Origin of the sequence: Antarctobacter heliothermus, assembly GCF_002237555.1 — a bacterium.
Taxonomy (GTDB): Bacteria; Pseudomonadota; Alphaproteobacteria; order Rhodobacterales; family Rhodobacteraceae; genus Antarctobacter; species Antarctobacter heliothermus_B.
In genome coordinates, this window is the sequence record NZ_CP022540.1 from 617,766 (window position 1) to 640,566 (window position 22,801).

The following is a 22,801-nucleotide window of genomic DNA, read 5'->3' on the forward strand; positions in this document are numbered from 1 at the left end:
TTTTCCGTGGGCTTGCCAAAATTTCCCTCAGAACACTGCCCGTCGGGCCGTCACGTCTTGTCGGTACGCACCGCTACCTTGACGAGGCTCTGACAGTGATGGGGATCGGAGGAACACGGTTGGTTTCGAGTGTTTCGGACAAGGTGGCCAAATGCATGACCTTTGGCCGCGCATGACGGTCGTCGCCCTGATCTGCAAGGTAGCCGGTTTTCGGCGCGCCCCGGTCGGGGCGCGCCGAAAATCACTCGTCATTACAAAGCGCTTGTCGCCGAGTTCAATAGCGTCGGGAAGGTCTGCTGCAAGGCACGTCCCCACTTGGTGATCGGCTGTTCCTCAATAAAGATGACGTCGTTGGGGCGCATCTCGAACTTGGTAGCCAAGATCATATTCGCGGCGTTGCCGGCATTCAGATGGTAGGCCACAATCTCGCCGATCTTGGCGGGATCATTGCTCCCACGCAGTACATAGATCTCGGTCGGATCACCGGTGGTGTTGTCGAACCCACCTTCATTGTAAAGCACGTCGGCCAGCGTCGCCTGTTGCCCGTAGGGAAGTGCAAAACGGTTCTGCTTCGCCACCTCCCCGCTGAGATAAACATAGTCGCGTTTCTCCGCGCCCAATTGCTCACGCGCGTTAAACAGAGCGCGCCGTTCGTCAAGCGCACTACGGCGAATGTTGATCTCCGAGCTCAGCGTTTGCAAAGCAGTGCTTCGCGCCGATGACCGAAGAGAGATCACGTCAATCTTGGTCTTGTAGAACTCGAATGCGCGATCCAGATCATAGGTCGTGTCGACATAAACCGCATCGCCAGCAATCAGCAGTTTGTCGCTCAACTGCGGCTGCGCACGGAACGTTTCAACTGGAATCTGATACAGCGTGCCATCGCGATAGATGCGGATCGATGCGAATTCTTCATCCCGCGTCACCAGACCGCCGGCAGCGATCAGCGCCTCGCCAAGTGTCAGGTTGTTCGGTGTGATCGGAACCAGCGTGGCCGATTTGACCGCGCCCCCGACGGCGACCTTTTTCGATCGGAATTCGGCGACCTCAAGACTAAAGGACGGATCGATCTGGTTGGACACCAGCGCCTGGAACAACCTGTCCTCTGCTTCCTGAAGCGTCAACCCGGACAGTTGAACGGCACCGATCTCAGGGATGGCGATAGAGCCATCGTCGCGCACCGTGTATCCTTGCCGCTGATTTTGCGCAGCCAGCAATCCGGACAGTTGCTCGATGGTCGAAGCCGAAGACCGCGTTGCCAGCAGAACTACGTCGCCTACGCCGATCCGGTACGGTTGCGGGTTTATGTCCGGCAGCGGACGATATTCCATCTGGCGGCGCGTTTCGTCCGGCAAGTAGGGCGCTGCGGGCAACGCACCGGCACCCGTCACGCTGCCTTGTGATCCCGCGTACGCATAGAAGACATCCGGCAAAGCCCGCGGCGTGTAGGGCGAGGCATTGGCGTAGGCAACTGACCTGGCCGTCATGCCGACAACCGACACCGGCAATTCGCCATTCCGCTCCGAAACTTTCGGGCTGTTGTAGCTGATTCCGCAGCTTGACAGGGCCACAGCCCCACCCAGCGCGAGCACAAGGCAACGTGTCCATGCGCCCAAATTTTTGTAACCCTTCAAGCCTGTACGCAAGGCATCCCCCTTTATCGAGTCTTTCGCGCAACCGAGCACATTGGCAAAATGGACCCATGCGTCAGACAGCAATCACCTTGACCGCATTCAATGCTTAGCGATGTACAGCGCCCCCAAAGAAAATGCGACAGGGGCCATGCTCAGGTCATCTCTCACTGGCCGAAAGCGGCAATTCTGCAACAAAATCAATAAACCACAACCCCCCGTGGAAAAAATCATTAGCGCACCTCCCTTTTCCGGGAAATGCGCCTTGTTCGGGTTGCAGTTTCTAAACGTCGGCTGCGCCTGTGGACGGCAGGCGGATCAGGCCCCGCCGCGACGCGCTACCACGCTGAGCGTCCGCCAGAAAACCCAAGCCTCCAACGCAAAGCTCATGTTCGAGATATAGTAGAGATCCGCTTGCACCTTGCGGCGGGTGGCGTCCATGCCTTCGACATAGCCCAGTTCGGTCTGCGCCAGACCACTAATACCCGGACGCACGGCATGCCGTTCGCGATAGCCGGGAATCTTCTCAAGGTATTCGACAGCGTGGTATTCGACAGCGTGGTCGAAGTAGTCAGGGCGCGGGCCGATCAGGCTCATCTTGCCAAACAGTACGTTGATGATCTGTGGCAGCTCGTCGATGCGCGACTTGCGCAAGAACCCACCCAGCGGCGTGATCCGGTCCGTTTCCAGTGGGCTATCAGCGCCCCGGCTGATTTTGGGCACCGCACGCATCGTGCGGAACTTGATTGCACGGAACGATCGACAGTTGCGCCCCATGCGCCGCTGAACAAAAAACAAGGACCCCTTGTTGTAAAAAGGATTCAACAAAAGAAGTGCTAGCGCGAAAATGATTAGAAACGGCAAAAGCAGAACACTCATCACAATATCAAAACCGCGTTTGCTAATCCGAAGCGCTATTGAGTATTCCGCACTTTTATTTCGACGCGACGGACCCGCAGAAATCACTGCGTCATCCAGAAGCCTTAAGTCAAACATGTTGCCCCCAAGGGTAAAAAAATCTGCAACATCGCTGCGCCTGCACACGATCGTAGCTATGCCTTGATGTACGTCAGTCAACGACGCCAAGTCAATTAACAAAAAATTAAGTACAAAGGTCGCACCAAACAGCGGTGCAAATTTGCACAATTTTTCCGTACTCAGAAAATTCTCCAGCTTTCGCAGAGTGTTGACATGGTCGGTGACGATGATTTTTGGCACACCGCACACGCGGTCTGATCCCACCTCAGATCAACCCAGAGATGCGAAATCACGAAGCCTGTTGCGTTGTGCAACTGCAGAAAAATCAGGTGTTTTGGCCGCCTTCAGGACTACTCTGAGGGGGCTCGCACGACGGTTTCGAACCGTCGATCGGAATGCCGCGCCAAACCGCTGCGCTGCGGCGAGATGCCTGATATTAATGCACCTGGGGTATATCAGTCGCTCGCCGGATCACGACTAAGCCTGAATGAATGAGACCTTATCCTGTTCAACCAATGCGGCAGTCAGCATACCCGTGGCATAGGCCCCGGTATCTATGGGAATGCGTCCCTGAACGACGCGCGGTTGTTCTGTGATGGTGTGGCCGTGCACGACCCACAGCCCATCTGCGCGGGGCTTTTGGTGGAACTCGGGATGACCCCAGAGCAGGTTTCCCGTTTCCTGCTCGTCGATCGGCAGATCCGGGTCTGCCCCGGCATGGACCACAACCACATTGCCCGACTGCCATGACAGTGGCAATTCGCGCAGCCACTTGATGATGTCCTCGCCGATGGCGGCGGCAAGGCGGTCACGCATTTCGAACCACTGCGACGCGGACCCGTTTCCCAAGACGGGCTGCACACGGTAACTGGCCAAGGTCTGCAACCCGCCATGGCGCAGCCAGCGCGGTCCACGGCCTTGGGGGTCGTCCAGAACATCCAGCAACATCTGTTCGTGATTGCCCATAAGGCAGTGCATCAAATCCCCGGCGGCCTGACTCAACACGAACAGTCGGCGCAGCACACGACGGCTTTCTTCACCCCGATCGACATAGTCGCCCACCATAACCAGCAGCGCCTCCGGGTGGCGCAAGCCGTCCAACCGGTGCAACATCTGTTCCAGCAGGCGATCGCATCCGTGCACATCCCCCACGGCGAAAAAGGGAACGTCCGGCTGGATCGGAGAATAAGCCCCCTTGGGACGTTCGGATGACCGGTTTTTGCTACGCAGAATCATAAGACACATTTAAGGCCTACATCCGCCCGAACAAGGCAGGAAGCGTTTCGTGGTGAAGTTCCCGGAACGCTCGGCTTGGATTTATCCGGCATTAACCTGTTGGAACGAAGGTATTTGCCTTGTGACGTCAAGACCGCGACACTACGCGCGATGCGTTGCAAGTTGCATGAGGCAAAGCCATGTTCTTCCTGACCGGCCTTCTTGGCATGATGGCGATTGGATCCTTCGCGTTCCTCGGCCTTGGGTCCGAAGATGACGACCGCGAATCCGCAGATGACTTTGACCCGATGGAGGATGCAGAGGGCACGGACGACCCGGACTATGATCTGTTTCAACCGCACAGGGAAACCGCGTCCGTAGATGAACTGCCAGACGTCTCTGTCGACAAGCAACCGGCCAACGACGACCCTGCGCCGACAAATGCAGAAGATATCTCTGCGAACAGCGATTTGTATGAAGAAGCCCTTTACGGCACGGACGTGGACGACCTCATTTTCGGCGGCGATGCAGACGAGTTGCTGCGGGGATTTGACGGTAGCGATACGCTCGACGGCGGCGATGGGGATGACACGCTCGAAGGACAGAACGGCCCGGACGACCTATATGGTGGCGAAGGTGCGGACACTCTATCAGGCGGGACAGGCCACGATACGATGAACGGTGGCGCGGGGGACGATCTCTTGCGGGGCGGCACGGGCGACGACGCGTTGCACGGGCGCTCTGGGGACGACACGCTGCTGGGAGATCGCGGTCAGGACACAATGTTTGGCGGTGATGGCAACGACTTGATTTCCGGTGTCCGTCTTAACGGCGACGGCGTAGACATTGATCAGCGCGACTATCTCAATGGCGGGGACGGCGACGACACCATTGTTGCCGGTGACGACGACATCGTCTCTCTTGGCGCTGGTGCCGACGTCCTTGTTCTGGGCGAATGGATGGCCGAAACGGGTGCAGAGATCCTCGACTACGATGACGAAGAGGACCAGTTGATGGTGGTCTTCAACGATGCATTGCATGGCGACGCACATGATCTGGACATGCGTCCCAACGCCACCAACCCCGCGTTGACAGAAATCCTGCTGGGGGACGAAGTGTTGGCCACCTTACCAACCGAAGACGCGCCCGATCTCAGCAATGTCGTCCTCATCGCCGAAAGCTCATTGATTGATCTCGGCCTCGAAGAGGCCGCAATCCGCCATGCCGGTTAACCGCTGCGGCACCGCGCGCGTCTAAGAACTAAAAACAAACTAAAATAGCAACTTAAGTCCGGCTTTTTGCCACAGATCGGTCGCTGACATGTCGCGGCCCACATCGATTCTGCCCCCAGTAATGAGGGGTAAGACATGGCATCCTACAATGTGTCGCTTGCGTCGGCGACCGCGACCGGAACTTTTGTTCAAGAGTCTCACTTTGGAACCAACGCACTACACGACGTCAACATCAGCACTACGGGCGACATGCTGCCCCATGATGGGTTTATCGCCGCTGTTGACGCGCTTGATCTGACGAACTTGCGCTATCCTGGTGGCCACGCTGAAAACACGCTGGACGTCACCCGCCTGGAGAACGGACAACTCCGCGCCGAGGTGCGTGCCTTTATGGATTGGGTCGTCGCCAACAGCACCCCGGACAACATGATCCAGGTCACCGTTGTCTTGCCCACCAAGATCGACATCCCCGCCGCCCAGATGGAGGCGTTCGTCTACCTGTTGCTTGAGCAATACGGTGATCACATCACCGGTCTAGAGATCGGCAACGAATACTCGATCGGTACGCGGGTCGAGGGCTTTGACCGTAGCACCCACCCCGAAGACATCCCCGACAGCGACTTTGTTTCATCGATGACAGAGTCCGAATACGGCATCGCCGCCAATCGGGTGATCAACGCGGCACAGGACGCTATCGACCGGCTGGCCCAGGATCGGCCCGGTCTGGGCCATGACCCGGCGATCCTGATTCAGTTGGGCGACTCAAACGGTGCGGGCAGCGCCTACAAAGGCAATGGCAGCTGGGATGAGGCGAACGAGGCAATTCTGGAATGGTTGGACCAGCGCGCCATAGACGCAATCGACGGGGCCGTGGCGCATTACTACTACAACCAGTCACACGTCGAAACGCAGGCGTTCGAGGGCACCTATCAGGAGGTGCGCAGCCTGGATCAGCGTATCGACAATTTCAACGAACACCTTGGACGCGAAGTCCCGCTCTACATTACAGAATGGAACGTGCTGAACACCAACATGAACCAGCAAGGTATGGCCGCCGCCTCGACCCTGCTGGAAATGTTCGAAGTCATGGTGCAGCTTGAGACCGCTGACGCCTTTATCTGGCCGCTGCAACACCGCATATCCAATACCATCGCCGGGAACCGCAGCGAAGATGGCGTAGATCTCTCCGCCGGGGGCGGCGCCTTCAAACTGATGGCTGACAATCTTCGGCCTGAAACCAGCGTCGAAACCGGCCATGTCGAACAGTTTGAAAGCATCGACACCGAGTGGACCGGCAGCAATGGCGAGGTCGAGACCAACTATTACGCCAGTCCCTATCACGACGTGATTTACGTCTCGCTGCGCGATCTGGACCCCGGCACCGTCAATTTTGACCTGCGGCCCTTTCTGGATGAGGCCGTTTCCGTGAATGTCACCCGCATGACCATGGATCCCGCATCGTCCGACGGTTTTAGCGATCTGGCGGACGAAAACGGGCTCAACCGGCTTGGCCGTCGCTACATCGATGCCGAAGAATATGCTGCGCTTTCGCAGTTGGCCTTTTTCGACGAGACCGACAAGAACCACATTCAGACCACCGGCAACGGCCAGTACCGGACCTATCTGCCCACGGTCACGGGCATTGTCACGCTGACCGGCAATCCCGACTCAATCGAAGACTACTACTTTGCAACCGAAACAGACGTGGACCCGCTGTTTGTTTCGGTGAACGGCGATTTCCTCAACAGCGGCACCGTCGCGCTGAACATGATGCCGTATGATGTGGCGCAGATCGTCATCGAAAAGAAATGGATTCAGGAAGGTGGCTCTGGCGATGAGACTTTCACCGGCGGCATCGGCATGGACGTGGTTCTTGGACGCCACGGCAACGACACGATCTCGACCGGCGAAGGTGACGATACGCTCAAGGGGGGATACGGCAATGACCTGCTGAACGCGGGGTCGGGAAACGACTCCATCCATGCCGGGGAGGGCAACGACACCATCTTTGCCGGGGCAGGCGACGATCTGATAGAGGCTGGCCGCGGTACAAAGATCATTGATGGCGGCGCGGGGAAAGACACGCTCTGGCTGGACGGCAATATCAACGCCTACACCGCCTCTCTTGTGAACGGTCAATTGCGGCTGATCGGCGACGGAACGGACGCCCGCATTTCCGGTGTCGAAACCCTTGTCTTCGCGGACCAGCGCGTGTCCGTTACCGATTACCTGAACGGCCTCGAAGGCGGCACGGTGGACCAACCAAAGGGCCAGTATGGCACCGCTCACGACGACTTGTTGAACGGGTCGTCCGACAATGAGATCCTCAGCGGCGATGCCGGTCATGACATTCTGGTGGGTAACAGCGGTCACGACACCTTGATGGCGGGCGAAGGGACCGATCTGTTGATCGCCGAAGAACGCGGCCTGTATGGCACTGACGCCTCTGAACAGGTTTATCGGATCTACAAGGCAGTCTTTGGACGCGAACCGGACGTGAACGGGCACCAGTACTGGGTGACACAGCTTGCCTCGTCCGCCAAAACACACGCGGAAATCGCCAAAGGGTTCATGGGGTCGCCAGAGTTCCAGAACACCTACGGCACGACGACCGACGTGGAATTTGTCACGCTTCTTTACCAGAACGTGCTTGGCCGCGCGCCCGATCCCGGCGGCCTGAACGCTTGGTTGTCGAACTTATCGGACGGTATGACGCGCCAGATGGTGGTGCGTCATTTCGCCGAAAGTCCGGAAAACAAATCCTCGACCTATGAAAGCCAGGTCGATTTTGACGCAAGGTGGGACGCAACTACATGGACCGATGACGTCTTTCGCATGTTTCAGACTGTCTTTGATCGCGTCCCCGACGCGGACGAATTTCAGGACTGGACGCTCAGCCTGTCGAACGGGGTATCGCTAGAGGCTGCGGTCAGCACGCTGATGGCGTCGGCGGAGTTTCAGGCCAGCTATGGGGCCACGACAAATGCGGAATTCGTGGCCCATCTGCACCAAAATGCGCCCGGCAACGACCCCGGCGGGATGGCGGCGTGGACGACGGCGCTGGACCAAGGGCTCGACCGGGCAGACGTGATCATCGCCTTGATGAATTCAACCGAGTCCGTCTTGGCCACCGAGTCAGACCTCAAAGCCTATGTGCAAGCCCTCGGGCCTGACGATGTGCTGGAGGCTGGCAGCGGCAACGACATCCTGTCCGGCGGCATGGGTTGCGACAGTTTCGTCTTTGACCCCACCGATGACGGCACCCACACCGTGACCGACCTAGAACCCTGGGACATCATCGACATTTCTGAATTCGGCTACGCCGACGTGGATACCGCCCTTGCCCATATGATCCAACAGGACGACGATGTCGTCTTTCAGGATCAGGGCGTGACAGTGGTGTTCTCCGGCGTCGATCTGGATGACATCACCGACGACATGATCGCATTGCTGTGACAGTCCTTCATTCCGCCCGACCCGTTCGGGTGGGATGCTTGACTCTCCTCCCGTTCCCCGCCAACCCCGATAAAAATGCTCAGGCTGTGCGGGGGCCTCCCGCTTTCCGGCCAAAACGGGTGTGCCATGGAGGCGGGACATGCAAAAACAGCATCGAACTTTGGGTGAGCGACTTACCGTCGGCGTCGCTGTCCTGATCGCCGCTTTCTGCGCCCTGCCCCACATGGGTGTGATGCTGGCGGCGCTGTCCGCCGAAAGCGATACTCTGGCGCATCTGGCGGATACGGTACTGGGCCGCTACACCGGCACCACCCTGATCCTGCTGGCGCTGGTCAGCCTTGGTACCTTTTTGATCGGAACCGGCGCGGCCTGGCTGGTGGTCATGACCGAATTCACCGGGCGGCGGGTCCTAGAGGTGGCGCTGGTGCTGCCGCTGGCCTTTCCCGCCTATGTCGTCGCCTACGCCTACACGCATCTTCTGGACCATCCCGGCATCGTTCAGGCGACACTGCGCGACGTCACCGGATGGGGACCGCGCGATTACTGGTTCCCAGAAATCCGGTCGACCGGCGGGGCGGCGGCAATGCTGATGCTGGTGCTGTACCCCTATGTGTACCTGTTGGCTCGCGCCGCCTTTGTCAGCCAAAGCGCGACCACGATTTTTGCCGCCCGTTCTCTGGGGCGTACGCCTCTGGGCGCGTTTCTGTCCGTCACCCTGCCGATGGCGCGCCCCGCCATTGCGGCCGGTGTCCTGCTCACAGCAATGGAAACCATCGCGGACTATGGGACAGTGTCCTATTTCGGCGTCCAGACCTTTGCCACCGGCATCTACACCAGTTGGTTTTCACTGGCCGACCGGGCGGGCGCGGCGCAACTGGCGCTTGGCTTGCTGGCCTTTGCCCTGCTGCTGGCCGTGCTAGAGCGCAGCAGCCGGGGACAGGCGCGCTATCACGCCGGTCGCCGGTCCGAGCCGATCCCCCGCGCCCGCCTGACCGGCGGGTCAAACGCTGCGGCGCTGGCAGCCTGTAGCCTGCCCGTGCTGCTGGGCGCACTGATTCCAGCCACCGCGCTGCTGACTATGGCACTGGGGTCGGAACAAGACCTGCTCAGCCGCCGCTACATCCGCTTTATCGAAAACTCGCTTACGCTCGCCACGGTTGCGGCGCTGGTGACTGTGACAGCGGCAATCATCCTTGGCAGCGTCAGCCGCATTCTGCCCGGCCGCCTGTCGGCCACGGCGCTGTATGCGGGCCGGTTGGGTTATGCCGTTCCCGGCGGGGTGATCGCCGTCGGCCTGATGGTGCCATTTGCGGCCTTCGACAATTCGCTGGACAGTTGGATGCGCGAGACCTTTGACATCTCCACCGGCCTGCTATTCACCGGGTCGATCTGGGTGCTGGTCGGGGCCTATATGATCCGCTTTCTGGCCGCCGCCATCGGTGCGTACGAGGGCGGCATCTCTGCCGTCAGCCCCAATATGGACGCCGCTGCGCGGGTGCTGGGCCAGAACGCAATGGGCACGGTGCGCCGGGTTCACATGCCCCTGCTCAGACCGAGCCTGCTGACCGCCGCGCTGATTGTCTTTGTCGATGTGATGAAGGAACTGCCTGCCACGTTGATCATGCGTCCGTTCAACTATGACACACTGGCGGTGCAAGCACACCGGCTGGCCGCCGATGAACGGCTGGAGGGCGCCGCCGTGCCCAGCCTTGTGATTGCGCTTCTGGGCCTGTTGCCTGTGGTGCTATTGATCCACCGGATGCGCAAGGACACATGACGCCGACATGAGGTCCGGGGCCAACCCGGGACGGGCGTTTTCCATTGAGAACCCTGACCTCTGGAACCAAAACCGCCCGCATCCCGGTTCTGGTTCGAGCCTTCCTGCCTCCCCCCCATACGGCACACAAAAAAGGCGCGGGGATGTCTCCCCGCGCCTCGCCGTCTAGGTAATCTGAATGCTGGATTACTTCCAACCGACCTCGTTAAAGATCTTCTGTGCGGTCGGGATATTCTTGGCCACGGCGCTCAGGTCCACATCGTCAGGTTTGAAGAACCCCAAAGCCGCCACCGACGGGCTAAGGCCCACACCGGGAACCGCAGGGTATTCGTCATTGCCGGCCGAGAAGTACTTTTGCGCCTGATCGCTTGTCAGGTACTCAAGGAACTTGATCGCGTTGTCACGGTTGGGCGAATTAACGGCCACGCCACCCCCAGACAGGTTCATATGCGCACCGGTGCCGTCTTGGTTCGGAAAGACCCAACCGATCTGGTCCAGTCCTTCGGTCAAACCGCTGACATCTGTGCGGATTGCGCGGGCAAAATAGTAGGTGTTCGACAGCGCGACACCGCATTCGCCCGACACCAGTCCACGCAGCTGATCGGTATCGCCGCCCTGCGGGTCACGCGCAAAGTTTGCCACCACGCCAGCCGCCCAGTCACGCGCACCGTCTTCGCCCAGATGCTCGACCAACGACGCCAGCAGCGTCTGCATGTAGGAGTTGGTGCCCGACCGGATACAGACCTGCCCTTTGTACATCGGGTCTGCCAGATCCTGATAGGTCGCGGGCGGGGTCGTCACCTCTTCCTTGTTGTAAAAGATGATGCGCGCGCGCTGTGAGAAGCCAAACCATTCGTTCTCGGCATCCTGCAAATAGCCTGGCACCCGCGCTTCCAACACATCACTGTCGACCGGCTGCAGCACTCCGGCATCCTTTGCGCGCTCAAGACGCGAGGTATCGACGGTCAGCAGAACGTCCGCAGGCGAATTGAGCCCCTCTGCCTCCATCCGTGCGATCAGCTCATCCGCATTGCCTTCGATGCGGTTGATGGTGATGCCGGTCGCGTCTTCGAAATCGGAGTAAAGCCGCTCATCCGTATCGTAGTGGCGCGAGGAATAAATGTTGACCTCGCCCTCTGCCACGGCCGCCACAGGGGTCAGGCCCGCCGTCGCGATCAGGGTCAGCGCGGAAAGTCCGGACGTCAATTTCATGCTGTGCTCCTCTTGGATCTAATTCCTTATGCTTTTAGTCAATTACAGAAACCACCGCACAGCGCAAGCCTTTGTCGATTGTTTTAGTCGGAATACCGTGTCACAGATTTCCACCCCGTCCGACGCGGACCGGGGCGCGCTCAGACGCCTGCGGCCTCGCTGGCGCGAGCACTTAGCGTCCAGCTATTCGGGCTTTCCTCGGCCAATCGTGCCATCACTGCTGCGACCCTGTCCCAGCCCAATTCGTCCGCAGCCTGCATCGGACCACCGCGCCAACGTGGAAAGGCATAACCGTGGATCTGCACCATATCGACGGCGGCATCTGTCTCGGCGATGCCTTCCTCAACGATCCGCGCACCCTCATTGGCAAGAACCGACAGGATGCGCGCCATGATCTCTTCGCGGGCCAGGCTGCGGCGCACGATACCTTGCGCTTTGGAATAGCCGGTGATCACCGCCTCAACCTCTGCCGAAGGTCGAGGTTTGCGGTCGCCTTCGACGTAGTCATACCACCCCTTGCCGCTGCGCTGACCCAGCCGGTCCAATTCGCAGACCTGATCGGAAATCGTGACGTAGCGCTGCGCCGGATCGCGCGACCCCGCCTGCCGCTTGCGGTTGGCCCATGCAATCTGCAAACCGGTCAAATCCTGCAATTCAAACGGTCCCATGGGGAATCCGATTTCACGCGCGGCGGCATCCACCTCTTGCGGCAGCGCCCCGTCAGCCAGCATGTATTCCGCCGCCCGACGGTATTCCGCCAGCATCCGATTGCCGATGAACCCGTCGCAGATTCCCGCCAGTACCGACACCTTGCGCAGACGCTTTCCAAAGGCAAAGCCGGTGGCCAGAACCTCTGTTGAGGTCTCGGGCAGCGGCACAATCTCCAGCAGTTTCATCACATGCGCTGGAGAGAAAAAGTGTAGGCCGACGCAGCGCGACAGGTTCGGGATTCCCTCGAAAATCTCGCGCGGGTCAATGTAAGAGGTGTTGGTGCCAAGGATCGTGTCCGACGCCACAACCTCGGCCAATTGCCGAAATACCGCGCGCTTGACCTCCAGATCCTCAAACACCGCCTCGACCGCCAGATCGACATCCGCCGCATCGGCGTAATCCGCCGTCACGATGAACCGCGCTTTTTGCTCTACCGCCTTGTCTGCGCTCAGCTTGCCGCGTGCAACCGCGCCGTCGATCAACCCGGCCACTCGGTCGGCGGCGCTGGACGCCGCCTGCGCATCGCGTTCGACCAACACCACCTTCAGCCCGCCGCCCAGACTGGCCGTGGCAATCCCCGCGCCCATCAACCCACCGCCGACAACCGCGATTTTCTGCAGGTCACGCGGCGCGGCCCCCTCTGCCGCCTTGGGCCGCGCGACCTCACGCTCGGCAAAAAAGGCATGGCGCAAGGCACGGCTTTCGGCGCTTTGGCGCAGGTCCAGATGCAAAGCACGCTCTTTTGGCTGCCCCTCTGCAAATGGCAGATATGCCCACTGAAGCGCGTCGATGTTCAATAGCCCGGACGCCTGCCCGCGCGCGCGTTTGGCTACGGCGGCGCGTTTGGCCTCCAGCACCTCAGCGGCAATTGGCGTGGCGTCCCGCTGTGATACCGCAACAGGTCGCGGGGGCAGATCCGCCACAAACCCACGCGCCGCCATTGCCAGATCGCCGTCGGTGACCAGATCCAGACCGCCCAGCGCCTGCACCGCTTCCGCATCCAGCATCGCGCCAGAGGCCGCCATATCAATCGCCGCTTCCATTCCGATCAGACGCGGCGCGCGCTGTGTGCCACCGGCGCCGGGGATCAGACCCACGTTGACCTCTGGCAGACCAAACCGCGTGTCTTTTGCTGCGATCCGCCAAGCACAGCCCATGGCGATCTCAAATCCGCCGCCCAGCACGTTGCCCTGCATCACCGCCACAAACGGCGTTTCGCTGTCCTCGATCATCTGCACCACGTCCGGCAGATGTGGCTCTACCGGGGGCGCATCGAATTCGGACATATCCCCGCCAGCTACAAAGGTGCGCCCAGCGCAGGTCAGGATCGCAACCCGCGCCCCCTGCACCTTAATCACTGCACGCGCCAATCCGGCGCGCACAGCGGTACTGGTGGCGTTGACCGGCGGATTGTCGATGGTGACCCAGGCCAGATCGCCTTCGCGGGTCACAGAAACGGGGCTATCGGTGGTCATGATGCGGACTCCTCTCCTCGCCCCTCCTCGGGCGCTTTGAAACGCAGATAACCCAAACGACCGGTCGGCTAAAGGATTTCAACCGACATAGTCTACGATTGCCGCATCGATCCTTGCGCGGGTTTTGTCGACGGCCTCTGCCTTGACCGGGCCAAAGCCGCGTATTTCCATGACCATCCCGGCAATCCGCGCCGCCTCATCCCGGTTATCTGCGGTCAAGCCCGCCACAAGACGGTCCAGCAAGGCGCGATATTCGGTGATCAAGGCACGTTCCATCCGGCGTTCTTCGGTCCAGCCAAAGACATCCAGCGCGGTGCCGCGCAGCCGCTTCATCCGCGCCAACTGGCGGAACGCCACCTGTACCCAAGGGCCGAACACCCGCTTCAAAGGCCGCCCGCGCGCATCGGTGCCTTTGGACAGCATCGGCGGCGCAAGATGGTGTTTGACCGTGAACTCCCCCTCAAACCGATCCTTCAACCCCTCAATGAACCCGGTCTGGGTGTGCAGCCTCGCGACCTCATATTCATCCTTGTAAGACATCAGCTTGAACAAGCCCTTGGCCGCCGCCTCCGTCAATGCACCGGGTGCGCCCGCCACCTGCGTCTCGGCGGCAATCACAGGCGTCAGCGCATCCCGGTAGGTCTGCGCCCAGGCACTGCTTTGGTAATCCACCAGAAACGCCGCCCGCCGGTCGATCATCTGCTCCAGCGTCTGAACCGGCTGCGCCTGCGTGCCTGCGATTTTCTCAACCGCCTGCGGGTCATTGACGGCAACCCGGCCCCAGTGAAACGCCTGCTTGTTCACATCCGGTTTGACGCCGTTCAGCTCTATCGCGCGCATCAGCGCTGCCTCTGACAACGGCACCAACCCCGCCTGCCACGCAGCGCCCAGCATCAACACATTGGCAAAGACTGTGTCGCCCAACAGCGCCTCTGATAGCGCATTGGCGTCCAACCCATACAGCGCTGATCCGTCCACAGCGGCCCCGATCCGCGCCAGCCTCTCACCGGCTTTCAGGTCGGCATCGCGGTTGCGTGTGAAATCTCCCGTCGGCATCAGCGCCGTGTTCACCACGCCACGGGTGTGGCCTGCACGGTACGTCATTGATGCCTTGGGCGAGGAACTGACAACCAGATCACAGCCGATCAGCGCATCCGCGGACGACGGTTCAATCCGCGCTTGATTGACCTTTTGCGGGGTCGCCGACATGCGCAGATAGCTAAGAACTGGGCCAAATTTCTGCGCAAAGCCCATAAAGTCCAGCACGCTGGCGCCTTTGCCCTCAAGATTGGCCGCCATGGCAATCAATTGGCCCACGGTCACGACCCCCGTGCCGCCTACCCCGGTCACCAAAATGTCCCAAGGCGCATCCAGCGTGGGCATCACTGGCGCGGGCAAACCGGCCTGCAACTCTGCCAATTGAGACGCAGACACACCGCGCCCCTTCTTCAGCGTGCCACCCTCAACGGTGACAAAGCTGGGGCAGAACCCGTTCACACAGGTAAAGTCCTTGTTGCAGGAGTTCAGATTGATCTGCCGTTTGCGGCCAAACTCCGTCTCCAGCGGTTCGACACTCAGGCAGTTCGATTCCACCCCGCAATCGCCGCAACCCTCGCAGACCAACGGGTTGATGACGGCGAATTTCTTGGGGTCTTCCATCTTGCCGCGCTTGCGCAGGCGACGCTTTTCCGTGGCGCAAGTCTGCTGATAGATCAGCACTGTTGTTCCAGGGATTTCACGCAATTCGCGCTGAACGCGGTCCATCTCGCGCCGGTGTTCAATCGCCACACCCGAGGGCAGATCCGCCGCGCGGAATTGCTCGGGCTGGTCTGAAACGACAACCACGCGCTTGGCTCCCTCGGCCAGCACCGAATGGGCAATCGCCTCGACCGAAATCGGCCCGTCCACCGTCTGCCCTCCGGTCATGGCAACCGCGTCGTTGAACAGGATCTTGTAGGTGATGTTGGTGCCGGCAGCGATGGCCTGCCGGATCGCCAGCGACCCCGAATGGTAATACGTCCCCTCACCAAGATTCTGAAAGATATGCTTATTTCCGTTGAACTTGGATCGTGCGACCCAGTTCACGCCCTCCCCGCCCATCTGGATCAGCGAGGTGGTGTTGCGGTCCATCCAGCTGGCCATAAAGTGACAGCCAATGCCCGCGAGGGCACCACTGCCCTCGGGAACCTTGGTCGAGCTATTGTGCGGACACCCCGAGCAGAAATACGGAGTCCGCGCCGCCCCCGGCACCTCAATCAGGTTCGGAGGCGGCACGATCCCCTTGGCACGTTCCGTGAGTGATGTGCCAAGGTTCAAGTCCAGTCGTGCGGCGATGATCCGCGCCAGCATCACCGCGCCCAGCTCATGCGTCCATGGGATCAGCCGCGCGCCATGTTCATCGCGCTTGCCAACCATGCGATCCGGCTTTTGACCGGGGAAGTCGTAGAAATATTCCTTCAGCTGGCTTTCGATGATGCCGCGCTTTTCCTCGATCACCAGCAGTTCCTGCTTGCCGGCAGCAAAAGCCAGCGCGCCCACATCTTCCAGCGGCCAGACCATGCCGACCTTGTAGATGTCGATACCCAGTTCCCGCGCAGCGGCCTCATCCAGCCCCAACAGGCGCAGCGCCTCCAGCGTATCCAGGTGCGCCTTGCCGGTGGTCACAATGCCGAACCGGGCGTCATGACCCCATTCCGCCCGGTCGATCGGGTTGGCGCGGGCAAAGGCCAGAACGGCGTTCTTTTTTGCCTCCATCCGCTCTTCGATCTGCGGCCCGGGCAGGTCGGGCCAACGGTAATGCAACCCCGTCTTCGGCGGCGTGAAATCCGGCGTCACAAACGTCCGATCCTTGGGCAATTCAAACGACATGCCGGACTCAACCGTCTCGGAAATCGCCTTGAACCCGACCCACATGCCGGAAAACCGCGACAACGCATAACCCCATTCCCCAAACGGCAGAAACTCCGCCACATTGGCCGGGTTCAGCGTCGGCATAAAAAAGTTCATGAAGGCCACGTCAGACTGATGCGGCATCGACGACGACACACAGCCGTGATCGTCCCCCGCCACCACCAGCACACCGCCCGTGGGCGACGAACCATAGGCATTGCCGTGCTTAAGCGCATCCGCCGCCCGGTCCACCCCCGGCCCCTTGCCGTACCACAAGCCGAAGACGCCCTCACAGGTTTTGTCCGGGTCAGTTTCCACCTGCTGGGTGCCGATCATCTGGGTGGCGCCGAACTCCTCATTGACCGCGGCCAGAAAGGTGATCCCGGCCCCCTCGACCACGGCACGATTGCGCCCAACTTCCAGGTCGATGCCGCCCACCGGCGATCCCCGATAGCCAGAAACATATCCCCGCGTGTCCAGTCCACGCGCCCGGTCGCGCCGCGCCTGATCCAGCGCGATGCGCACGATCGCCTGTGTCCCGGTCATGAAGACGCGTCCCTGCACACGGGTATAGCGATCTTCCAATGTGTAATCGGTCAGTATCGGGGTCAGATCAGTCATGGCGCACTCCCTGAATTAGATGCAGGAGTTTTACTCATTTTCCTGAGACGCGCTTTTCATTCTTGCACGCCGCATACATATCCCGCACCATTTCATTCACTTGCCTGTGAAAGATGACTGACTTGGTTCAAATCTCTGACCTAGACCGCCGAATCCTTGCCGTATTGCAAAAAGATGCCTCCGGCAGCATGCAGGATCTCGCCGACGCGGTGAACAGCTCGTCAGCCACCTGCTGGCGCCGCCTCAGGAACCTTGAGGAAAACGGCGTCATCGGCCCGCCGGTGCGCCACGTAACCCCCAGCGCGGTCGGCCTTGGCATGGATGCCTTTGTTCAGGTCCGCATGAAATCACAGGATTCGCGCGCCCGGGCCGAATTTCAGCGCGCAACAGAAACAGTCCCCGCCATCACCGAGGTCTATTCGATCTCCGGTGAATGGGACTATTTGCTTCACCTCGTGGTCCGAGATATCGCCGATCTGGAATCGATCCTGATGCGCCACGTCCTGGAACACTCCAATGTCGCGGGCACCGCGACCATGTTTGTCCTGCGCCGGATCAAACAAGGCACAGAGCTTCCCCTCCCCCCGTGACTTCGGCCTCTTCTGTCCGAAAATATCCCGGGGGAGGAGCTGCAGGCGACGGGGGCAGCGCCCCATCCCCGCGCCCAAGGCCATAGGCCGCCGGGCAAGTCACCCTGTGCGCGCATCGCGCGCTCCGCATGGCGCTGACCCCCAGGTGTCACGCTCTTCTGCCGCCACGTTGCGCTTCACCGCCAGAAAACTGTCCGGCATGCCATAGACAGGATCGTTTCCCTCTGGGAAGGCCCCTGCGCCCGCGCCCCACGGGCCGCTTTCAACAGTTCCGGGACCACCAGCAGCGGCAAGGTCAGCAGCGCCAGAAGACCCATCTGCGCCATCGACAGCGGCACGGTGTGCAACAGGCTTTGCAGCGGCGGCCAGTAGATCGCAGCCATCTGCACCCCGATCATGGCGGCAAAGGCAATCAGCAGAGGGCGGTTGGAAAAGAACCCGATCCGAAACAGCGGCAGTCGGAACGACCGAAAGGCAAAGACGCTGACCTTTTCGAACAGCACCATACCAGTAAAGACCATGGTGCGCGCAAGATCCACGCCTTCGTGCAAATGGCTATAGAACAGCCACAGGCTAACGCTTCCGGTATACAGGCCAAAACAGATGATCATCATCAGGCCCGTCGCATCAAGGATCGGGTGGTCCTTGGGCACCGGCGGCTGGGCCATCACGTCGGGCGCTGCCTTTTCCATGCCCAGCGCCACCGCCGTCACCCCGTCGGTGACAAGGTTCATCCACAAAATCTGCGTCGCAAGAAAGATCAGCGGCCCGCCGAGGAAGAGATTAATGACAATAGCCACCACCTCCCCCGCATTCGACGAAAGCAGATAGCGCACGAACCGCTGGATATTGGCGAACTGGCGGCGGCCTTCCTCGACCGCACCGACGATGGTGGCAAAGTTGTCGTCCAGCAGCACCAGATCGCTGGCATCCTTGGCCACATCAGTGCCGCGCTGGCCCATGGCGATGCCGATGTCCGCCTGCCGCAGCGCAGGCGCGTCGTTCACCCCGTCACCGGTCATGGCAACCAGATTGCCGCGCCTTTGCAGCGCGTCGACAAGGCGCATCTTGTGGGCGGGCGTGGTACGGGCGAAATGCGTGTTGCCGTCCAGCTTTATCTCAAGATCCTCGTCGGACAGGGTGTCCAGATCTGCGCCCGTCAGCACCGTATCGACCTCCAGCCCGATCTCGCGCGCAATGGCCCCAGCCGTCGGGGCCGCGTCCCCGGTGATCATCATCACGCGAATGCCAGCGCTGCGGCACAGGCCCACCGCCTGACGCACCTCTGGCCGTGGCGGGTCAATCATCCCAACGAAGCCCAGAAAAATCAGCCCGGCCTCCTCTGCCTGCGGGTCAGTGACCGCACGTTTCGCGAACCCCAACAGGCGACGTCCGTTCGATGCCATGTCCGCCGCCACCTGCTCAATCTCGGCGCGGACGTCCGACGACAGCGCACGCGGCACGCCATCCGCTCCCTGCACCCGGTCGCAGACATCCAGCACCGTTTCCGGCGCGCCTTTGACCATCTGCACAAGGCCCTCATCGCGCTGCATGACCACGCTCATCCGTTTACGGTCTGCGTCAAAGGGGATTTCGGCCACCCGGTCCGCTGTATCGGGCAGGGGCGCCCCCCCCTTGAACGCCAGCGTGACCAGCGCGCCCTCTGTCGGGTCGCCGACCATGCGCCACATGTCATCGACCCGCGACAGTTCGGCGTGGTTGCACGACAGGCCCACGTCGATCAGCTCTGCCAGCCGCGCATCGTCTGCCGCGCGCACTCGTTTTCCATGGGTCGCAATATGTCCGGCGGGATCATAGCCTGTGCCCGACACCTCATAGTCCTGCGATGGCGTCCAGACCCGCGTCACCGTCATGGCGTTCTCTGTCAGCGTGCCAGTCTTGTCGGTACAGATCACCGTGGCCGCGCCCAAGGTCTCGACCGCCTGCAACCTGCGCACCAGAGAACGACGCTGCAGCATCGCCGAGGCCCCCAGCGCCAGTGTGATCGTCACCACTGCAGGCAGACCTTCGGGTACCATGGCCACGGCCAGTGCGATCGAGGTCAGGAACATTTCCTGCCACGGACGACCCACCATCAGGCCCGCCGCCAGCACCATCCCAGCAAGACCAATTGCGATCACGCCCAGCAGCCGCGCCAGACGGCCAAGCTGTTCTTGCAGGTGGGTTTCGCCCTCGTCGATGGATGCGGTCAGCTCGGCAATATTGCCGAACTCGGTGTTTGACCCGGTCGCCTGCACCACCCCTTCGGCGCGGCCCGCCACCACGTTTGATCCCATGAACAGGCGTGTGGTCCCGTCGCCCAGCGCCTTGTCGACCGGCACCGACTCTCCGGTAAGGATGCTTTCATCGACTTTCAGCCGCATACCCGTTGTCAGGGTCATGTCGGCGGGCACCTTGTCGCCCCCTTCCAGAATCACCAGATCGCCCGGCACGATCTGACGGGTGTCGATCATCGCCTGCGCGCCATCGCGGACAACCCGCGCCTCGCTCGCCAGCATGCTCCGAAGCGCGGACAGCGCCGTCTCTGTCCGCCACTCCTGAACAAAGCCCAGAATGCCATTCAGCACCACGACCAGCATGATGGCGATCGCATCGACCGTCTCGCCCAACACGGCGGCAATGGCGGCTGCGGCGATCAGCATCAGGATCAGCAGGCTGGTGAATTGGCGAAAAAGGATGGTCCAGCGCGAGGTCGGTTTCTGTTCGGCCAACTGGTTGGGGCCGACCTCTTGCAGGCGGCGCGCCGCCTCTTGGGTGGTCAGTCCATAGCGCGTGTCGCCCGTCATGCCGTCTGCTCCTGTCACGCCTGCTCAGCCCGCCCGCGAGGGACGCTGTCCACCCGCATCCTAGACATAGCTATCGGCAACTTGTTTGACGTGCGTCAAACATCGACAAACGCATGGCAGCTATGCCTGTGCTGACCGCGCCCACGTTGGACGGCCCATGCCACCCGGGGTCGCACCCGCGTCAGGCCAAAGTCGGCCCAGAAATGAAATGATCCCGAAAAACCAGCCGGTTTTTCGGGATCAACAGGATCTGATTGCCTCGGATCGGTCGCGCAGGGCCTTCCGGTGTGGGCCTAGTTTGCCGTTTTGACAACCTGTGTCTGAACGCCAAGTCCTTCGATACTCAGCCGCATGGTTTCTCCACCCTTCAGATAAACCGGCGGCTTACATCCCATTCCGACCCCCGGAGGCGTGCCGGTCGAAATGATGTCACCCGGTTGCAGGCTCATGAACTGCGAGCAGTAGGAAATCAGGTGCGGCACTTTGTAGACCATCGTCGCGGTCGAACCGTTTTGATACCGCGTGCCATCCACTTCCAGCCACATCCCCAGCGCGTCATAGTCGCCGACCTCATCGGGAGTCACCAGCCAGGGACCCGTCGGGCCAAAAGTATCGCAGCCCTTGCCTTTGTCCCAAGTGCCTGCGCGTTCGATCTGATACTCGCGTTCAGAGACGTCGTTGATCACGCAGAACCCGGCAACGTGATCCATCGCATCCGCTTCGTCGATATAGGCACCGCCCTTGCCGATCACGACGCCAAGTTCGACCTCCCAGTCGGTCTTTTCAGAGCCGCGCGGAACGATGACATCGTCATCCGGGCCAATGATCGCCGACGTCCATTTGTTGAAAATGACCGGCTCGGGCGGAACGTCCAACCCGCTTTCGGCGGCATGATCGGCGTAGTTCAGGCCGATGCACACAAACTTTCCGGTTTGGCCGACGCAGGGGCCAAGCCGCAGATCATCCTGCGGAGTGCCTTCGACAATCGGCAGGGCGTCCATGTTCAGTGCCTTCAGGCGGGCGATGGACTCGGGCAGCAACGCCTCTCCGGCAATATCCCGGACATGCTCGGACAGGTCGCGCACGCGGCCTGACGCATCAAGGCAACCGGGTTTTTCCTGCCCTTTGGGGCCGTGACGCAGTAATTTCATGTGAACCTCGGATATCAGAGAAATAGTTGTGTCGCAGCCCACGCGAAGATGGGCTGCGACGGCAGTGCGATCAATCGTAAAGGACAGCCTGGATTTCAGCGTCGTCGATGTTGGACTGGTCGTAGTAGTAAAAGCCGGTGTCGATGATAGCGGGCAGGGTTTCGCCATTCATCGCGGCCACGGCGGCCTTGACGGTCTCATAGCCGATGCCGACAGGGTTCTGGGTGATCGCACCAGCCATCAGGCCGTCACGGATCGCATCGGTCTGCGCCTTGCCAGAGTCGTAGCCGATGATGGTCACGCCTTCGCTGCCCATTTCACGCACGGCGTTGACGATCCCGATGGCAGAGCCTTCGTTGGTGCCGAACATGCCACCCAGATCAGGGTTGGCCGTCAGAATGGCCTTGGCGACCTCGGTCGAGGTCAACTGGTCGCCTGCGCCATACTGCACGCTGACAACCTCGATGTCGGGGTATTCGCTTGCGATCCGGTTCAGGAAACCATCGCGGCGGTCGATGCCGGTGCGGCTGGTCTGGTCGTGGGCCACGACGGCAACCTTGCCGGAACCGCCCAGAAATTCGGCCATCTTGTCGGCGGCCAGTGCTGCTGCTGCGACGTTGTCCGTGGTTGCGGTCGCCACCGGGATATCGCTGTCGACACCACTGTCAAAGGCAATAACCGGAATGCCCGCATCAGCGGCCTGACGGAGCAGCGGAATTGCGGCTTGGCTGTCCAGCGCGGCAAATCCGATGGCCGAAGGCTTGTTGGCCAAGGCGGCCGCCAGCATGTCGATCTGGCGATCAACCATGGTTTCATTGTCGGGGCCTTCAAAGGTGATGCGGACACCGAATTCTTCGGCGGCCTGATCTGCACCGGCTTTCACGGCTTGCCAGAACTGGTGCTGAAAGCCTTTTGAGACCAGCGGGATGTAAATTTCATCCTGAGCATAAGCGGCAGGAGCCGATGCCAGAGCGATGGAAAGGCCAAGTGCGCCCATAAGAGTACGACGTGACAACATTTAGAGTTCCTCCTCAGTTGGTTGATGGCCCGGTGTCT

General features: G+C 60.6%; 13 protein-coding genes. 4 read left to right on the forward strand and 9 right to left on the reverse strand.

Going from position 1 to position 22,801, the window contains the following annotated elements; translation table 11 throughout:
* Positions 1–251: 251 nt before the first annotated feature.
* The 3 genes from ANTHELSMS3_RS03025 to ANTHELSMS3_RS03035 form a co-directional block, all read right to left on the reverse strand.
* On the reverse strand, positions 252–1,718 hold the full coding sequence (locus tag ANTHELSMS3_RS03025; protein WP_254694831.1) for a polysaccharide biosynthesis/export family protein: 1,467 nt from the start codon (positions 1,716–1,718) through the stop codon (positions 252–254).
* A gap of 231 nt (positions 1,719–1,949) precedes the next feature.
* Positions 1,950–2,849, reverse strand: a complete 900-nt coding sequence (locus ANTHELSMS3_RS03030; RefSeq protein ID WP_254694832.1) for a sugar transferase — start codon at positions 2,847–2,849, stop codon at positions 1,950–1,952.
* Between the two features lie 237 nt (positions 2,850–3,086).
* On the reverse strand, positions 3,087–3,845 hold the full coding sequence (locus ANTHELSMS3_RS03035) for a metallophosphoesterase family protein (RefSeq protein WP_094033586.1): 759 nt from the start codon (positions 3,843–3,845) through the stop codon (positions 3,087–3,089).
* A gap of 179 nt (positions 3,846–4,024) precedes the next feature.
* Here ANTHELSMS3_RS03035 and ANTHELSMS3_RS03040 point away from each other — a divergent pair, with 179 nt between their 5' ends.
* From ANTHELSMS3_RS03040 to ANTHELSMS3_RS03050, 3 genes are all read left to right on the forward strand, one after another.
* The gene (locus tag ANTHELSMS3_RS03040) at positions 4,025–5,056 is read left to right on the forward strand and encodes a calcium-binding protein (RefSeq protein ID WP_094033587.1); all 1,032 of its coding nucleotides are present in this window, start codon (positions 4,025–4,027) and stop codon (positions 5,054–5,056) included.
* A 135-nt stretch (positions 5,057–5,191) separates the two neighbouring features.
* Positions 5,192–8,512 (forward strand): DUF4214 domain-containing protein, encoded by a 3,321-nt coding sequence (locus ANTHELSMS3_RS03045; RefSeq protein WP_094033588.1) that lies wholly within the window; start codon positions 5,192–5,194, stop codon positions 8,510–8,512.
* A 139-nt stretch (positions 8,513–8,651) separates the two neighbouring features.
* Positions 8,652–10,289, forward strand: a complete 1,638-nt coding sequence (locus ANTHELSMS3_RS03050) for an ABC transporter permease (RefSeq protein WP_094033589.1) — start codon at positions 8,652–8,654, stop codon at positions 10,287–10,289.
* A gap of 186 nt (positions 10,290–10,475) precedes the next feature.
* On the opposite strand, the gene ANTHELSMS3_RS03055 is transcribed toward ANTHELSMS3_RS03050, so the two are convergent.
* The 3 genes from ANTHELSMS3_RS03055 to ANTHELSMS3_RS03065 all read right to left on the reverse strand — a co-directional run bounded on the left by ANTHELSMS3_RS03055 (position 10,476) and on the right by ANTHELSMS3_RS03065 (position 17,197).
* Positions 10,476–11,501, reverse strand: coding sequence for a Fe(3+) ABC transporter substrate-binding protein (locus ANTHELSMS3_RS03055; protein ID WP_094033590.1), 1,026 nt, complete (start codon positions 11,499–11,501; stop codon positions 10,476–10,478).
* Positions 11,502–11,641: 140 nt separating this feature from the next.
* Positions 11,642–13,687, reverse strand: a complete 2,046-nt coding sequence (locus ANTHELSMS3_RS03060; RefSeq protein ID WP_094033591.1) for an FAD-dependent oxidoreductase — start codon at positions 13,685–13,687, stop codon at positions 11,642–11,644.
* A gap of 78 nt (positions 13,688–13,765) precedes the next feature.
* Positions 13,766–17,197: an indolepyruvate ferredoxin oxidoreductase family protein gene (locus tag ANTHELSMS3_RS03065; RefSeq protein ID WP_094033592.1), complete on the reverse strand. Its 3,432-nt coding sequence runs from the start codon at positions 17,195–17,197 to the stop codon at positions 13,766–13,768.
* A 188-nt stretch (positions 17,198–17,385) separates the two neighbouring features.
* Between ANTHELSMS3_RS03065 and ANTHELSMS3_RS03070 the strand changes: the two genes are divergently transcribed.
* Positions 17,386–17,787, forward strand: coding sequence for an Lrp/AsnC family transcriptional regulator (locus ANTHELSMS3_RS03070; protein WP_254694833.1), 402 nt, complete (start codon positions 17,386–17,388; stop codon positions 17,785–17,787).
* Positions 17,788–17,963: 176 nt separating this feature from the next.
* On the opposite strand, the gene ANTHELSMS3_RS03075 is transcribed toward ANTHELSMS3_RS03070, so the two are convergent.
* From ANTHELSMS3_RS03075 to ANTHELSMS3_RS03085, 3 genes are all read right to left on the reverse strand, one after another.
* Complete coding sequence (locus tag ANTHELSMS3_RS03075) at positions 17,964–20,594, reverse strand: cation-translocating P-type ATPase (protein WP_094033594.1); 2,631 nt, start codon at positions 20,592–20,594, stop codon at positions 17,964–17,966.
* 293 nt (positions 20,595–20,887) lie between these two features.
* A complete protein-coding gene (locus ANTHELSMS3_RS03080; RefSeq protein WP_094033595.1) occupies positions 20,888–21,745 on the reverse strand; it encodes a fumarylacetoacetate hydrolase family protein in 858 nt (285 codons plus the stop codon).
* 70 nt (positions 21,746–21,815) lie between these two features.
* The gene (locus tag ANTHELSMS3_RS03085; RefSeq protein ID WP_094033596.1) at positions 21,816–22,763 is read right to left on the reverse strand and encodes an ABC transporter substrate-binding protein; all 948 of its coding nucleotides are present in this window, start codon (positions 22,761–22,763) and stop codon (positions 21,816–21,818) included.
* Between the last annotated feature and the right edge of the window lie 38 nt (positions 22,764–22,801).

Coding starts and splice junctions, on each gene's coding strand:
- ANTHELSMS3_RS03035 (WP_094033586.1), bottom strand. CDS start 3,845: ATGATTCTGCGTAGCAAAAACCGGTCATCCGAACGTCCCAAGGGGGCT.
- ANTHELSMS3_RS03040 (WP_094033587.1), top strand. CDS start 4,025: ATGTTCTTCCTGACCGGCCTTCTTGGCATGATGGCGATTGGATCCTTC.
- ANTHELSMS3_RS03045 (WP_094033588.1), top strand. CDS start 5,192: ATGGCATCCTACAATGTGTCGCTTGCGTCGGCGACCGCGACCGGAACT.
- ANTHELSMS3_RS03050 (WP_094033589.1), top strand. CDS start 8,652: ATGCAAAAACAGCATCGAACTTTGGGTGAGCGACTTACCGTCGGCGTC.
- ANTHELSMS3_RS03055 (WP_094033590.1), bottom strand. CDS start 11,501: ATGAAATTGACGTCCGGACTTTCCGCGCTGACCCTGATCGCGACGGCG.
- ANTHELSMS3_RS03060 (WP_094033591.1), bottom strand. CDS start 13,687: ATGACCACCGATAGCCCCGTTTCTGTGACCCGCGAAGGCGATCTGGCC.
- ANTHELSMS3_RS03065 (WP_094033592.1), bottom strand. CDS start 17,197: ATGACTGATCTGACCCCGATACTGACCGATTACACATTGGAAGATCGC.
- ANTHELSMS3_RS03070 (WP_254694833.1), top strand. CDS start 17,386: ATGCAGGATCTCGCCGACGCGGTGAACAGCTCGTCAGCCACCTGCTGG.
- ANTHELSMS3_RS03075 (WP_094033594.1), bottom strand. CDS start 20,594: ATGACGGGCGACACGCGCTATGGACTGACCACCCAAGAGGCGGCGCGC.
- ANTHELSMS3_RS03080 (WP_094033595.1), bottom strand. CDS start 21,745: ATGAAATTACTGCGTCACGGCCCCAAAGGGCAGGAAAAACCCGGTTGC.
- ANTHELSMS3_RS03085 (WP_094033596.1), bottom strand. CDS start 22,763: ATGTTGTCACGTCGTACTCTTATGGGCGCACTTGGCCTTTCCATCGCT.